Here is a 2,899-nt window from a genome sequence, read left to right on the forward strand (position 1 = left end):
ATACACGTTGTTGTGTTTAGTTTTATTATGTCAGCGACAAAACTTTCGGAAAAAGAAAAAGAAAAAATCATAAATGATACATTGGATAAATTAAAAGGTTGCTCGAGTTATGAGTTTACAATGTTCTTTAGAAAATTAAGACAGACAGCAGAATTAAGAAGCACTATCTCTTAATATGACTTTTGATAGTTCTTCTATTTCTTTTGAAAGATTGTATAAATCCCCAGAAAGTTCCCTGTTCGAAACGTTGTTTAAGTACATTAAAAATTCAGTCAAATTGTCGTCTGCGTTTTTATTGAAAATGGTTTTAAACTCAGATTTTTTTATTTCTATGAAAGCCTGTTCTTGTTCTATGCTCATATTGTTTATTTTTTAATTAGTTAAAGTTTAATTTGTCAGTCGCACGTAACAGTTGCGCACTGCTAAGGTCAGTCAGGTGTTATGTTAGTTGATAAAATTCTCCGATACATTCTTATTTTGATATTAGCTTTAGATATAGTTCTTGGATTATATCTATTGACGCTATTAGCCCGATTAGGTTTATTGCTCCTAAAACGATGTTTACTATAGTTGAAACTCTATTTATTTTAACCGACTTTAAGTTTTCTTTCGCTAAGTTTAATGTGGTTATATACATTTCATATTCGGCATCTGGCTTTATATTGAAATCCACATAATCTTTATCTATTGCAATGTCGTATTTATATTTTTTAGTAACTGTTGCTAGTGCTGCGATTTTAAGTCTCTGTGTAGGAGTAAACTTTTTATTAGGGAGTCCCATAACTTCTTTTATGGCAAATCCTGAACGACAATAGCCTTCTGATTCAATTACTTTTTCAACTTTTAACAGAATCTTTTTAATATCCTGTTCAGAGATTAACACTTGCTCATTGTCTTTCATCTATCGATGTTTTTTTAATTAAACACAACGTATTTGTATAAGCTTAGTTGCGCTGGAAATCCGCGAGGATTTTCAGATTAAGAAACTAAGATAGTAAAAATGCGAGGATTTTCCGCAGGAAAATCAGAAGCAATTAAACTTATACGGTGTTACAAAATGTAGCGACACGTCAGATTGGTTTAAGGTTGTATTTTGTCCGCGTAAAATTTCAAAAATTCAGGTTTTGAGTTTTTTAGAATATTCTAACTTAAAATTCTCAAAAAAAAATCGTGAACAGTAAACCACGCTTTTTTTTCAGCCGTTCTAAAATTCCGCAACCTTGCTCAATTCCGGAAGAGTGAGATTCCGCATAACGATTGTCAGATTCAGAGTTTAAAGTTCAGAGTTTGAATGTTCAATTCCGCGCGCTGCTTTAGTCAAATTCAGATTTATATTTCCATCGAATTTCTCCGCGTCTGAGTGAGTTCGGAGCTATTTTTTGTAACGGTTTTGGCTATGGTTTCGTTGCGTGAAAATCCGCGAGGATTTTCCGCCGTAAACGGAAGATAGCAAATTTGCGAGGACTTTCCGCAAGGAAAGTCAGAAGCAATGAACTATAGCCGGTGTTGTGTGTAGTTTTTATTTCAATTCATTTTTTACTTTCTTTTCCAAACGTTCTAATGTGCGTATGTTATAAATTGAATCATTATAACTTAACCATTCTTTTTTAAAATCAGAATAATAACGTCTATGCATTTTATCAAAATCGGATGCTTTTAAATCTTTTACGCTCAATTTTCTAAAACTATCAACTTCTTTTTCCATTCTACGCCGATACGTTTCAAGTAAATCAAATTTAACTTGAGCAACTCTTAAATCTCTTGGGTCAGTTGTGTCAGATATTTTTGCGTTTTTAGGCTCAAAAACTGTATGCGACCTAAATAAAATCGGGTCATTTACATTAAACCTGGAGTGAAGTCCTATTCTTGCGTCAAGGTCTTTTAATTCGGGGTCTGTAGTAAAATTAAAGTCAGAATATTTAAGTTTTCTATTCTCCGTCCAAACAATTTTGTCCTTAAGGGTCAAGTATTCCGAAAAGTCATAATAGTAACTCATAAAAAACAATCGAAATGTTATAAATCCAAGGATTATTATGGAAATTGCCAGAATAATTTTTCTTTTTCTATTCATGTTCTCAAATTACACACAACGGTCTCGGATATGAGTAGTTGCGTGGGTTAGTACATAACTTTGCAAGTACACACCAAACTGAAAATCCGCGAGGATTTTCAGAAGTAGGCGAGAACAAGCAATTACTTATAGCCATTGTTAGGCACAGTATTTATATCAGTCCGAATATAAACATTAAGATTAATGTCAATATTAGTCCTTTGTTAAACTTCGTTTTCAGATTTTTAATTCTAATTCCAATGATTAAAGTCAAAATTCCGATTGTTATTTTTGTTATAGTTTTCCAAATAGGATAGTCCGTTAGTTCTGAATTCAAATTCGGTTCTATTGTTCGAATCAGCACATAACAGATTGTAAAAGTTCCAATTCCAATAATTAAAATTCCGTAATCTTTTATTCTGTCAACTTCTTCTTGTTTTGAAAACTTAATTGCAAAATAGAGTAGAACAATACCACCTATTAGCTTTAAAAATAATGTTGGGTTTTGTAATAAATTCAATCGATTGGCACTATAAAAAATCAAATCCGTCAGATATTGATAGAAAATCAAAATCGCTGGAATTATTAGAGAAACAATTATAAATATCCGAGATAAACGTTCTCCGTTAAATTTTTGAATCAATAGTGAAATAAGAGCAGTTGCGGAAACAAAAGCGAAAGTAATTCTTAATATGAAACTACTGAAATATTCAAATCCGTTCATTAGATTCATAAAAGTCAGCACCGAAAAAATCAGGGATATTCCGATTAAAATCCAATCAAAAACTCTATGTGAAAATGTTTGTTTCATATTGTGCCTAACGTAATTGTGTATGGAAAGTAAGGGGT

The 2,899-nt window shown here is 31.8% G+C and carries 4 protein-coding genes; all 4 read right to left on the minus strand.

From position 1 onward, the window contains the following. Positions 1–153: 153 nt before the first annotated feature. Positions 154–360 carry a hypothetical protein gene (locus tag PW52_RS16855; RefSeq protein WP_044634156.1) on the minus strand — a complete coding sequence of 69 codons (207 nt, stop codon included), beginning with the start codon at positions 358–360 and terminating at the stop codon, positions 154–156. Between the two features lie 112 nt (positions 361–472). Then, on the minus strand, positions 473–901 hold the full coding sequence (locus tag PW52_RS16860) for a hypothetical protein (RefSeq protein ID WP_044634157.1): 429 nt from the start codon (positions 899–901) through the stop codon (positions 473–475). Between the two features lie 618 nt (positions 902–1,519). Continuing rightward, the gene (locus PW52_RS16865; protein WP_131454018.1) at positions 1,520–1,996 is read right to left on the minus strand and encodes a hypothetical protein; all 477 of its coding nucleotides are present in this window, start codon (positions 1,994–1,996) and stop codon (positions 1,520–1,522) included. A 226-nt stretch (positions 1,997–2,222) separates the two neighbouring features. Beyond that, the coding region (locus PW52_RS17595) for a hypothetical protein (RefSeq protein WP_205618149.1) at positions 2,223–2,899 on the minus strand (677 nt) is incomplete at its 5' end.

This window comes from Neotamlana sedimentorum (assembly GCF_000943565.1).
GTDB classification, from domain to species: domain Bacteria; phylum Bacteroidota; class Bacteroidia; order Flavobacteriales; family Flavobacteriaceae; genus Neotamlana; species Neotamlana sedimentorum.

Bases quoted from the DNA above. Each gene is read 5' to 3' on its own strand.
- PW52_RS16855 (WP_044634156.1), bottom strand. From the start codon at position 360: ATGAGCATAGAACAAGAACAGGCTTTCATAGAAATAAAAAAATCTGAG.
- PW52_RS16860 (WP_044634157.1), bottom strand. From the start codon at position 901: ATGAAAGACAATGAGCAAGTGTTAATCTCTGAACAGGATATTAAAAAG.
- PW52_RS16865 (WP_131454018.1), bottom strand. From the start codon at position 1,996: ATGAGTTACTATTATGACTTTTCGGAATACTTGACCCTTAAGGACAAA.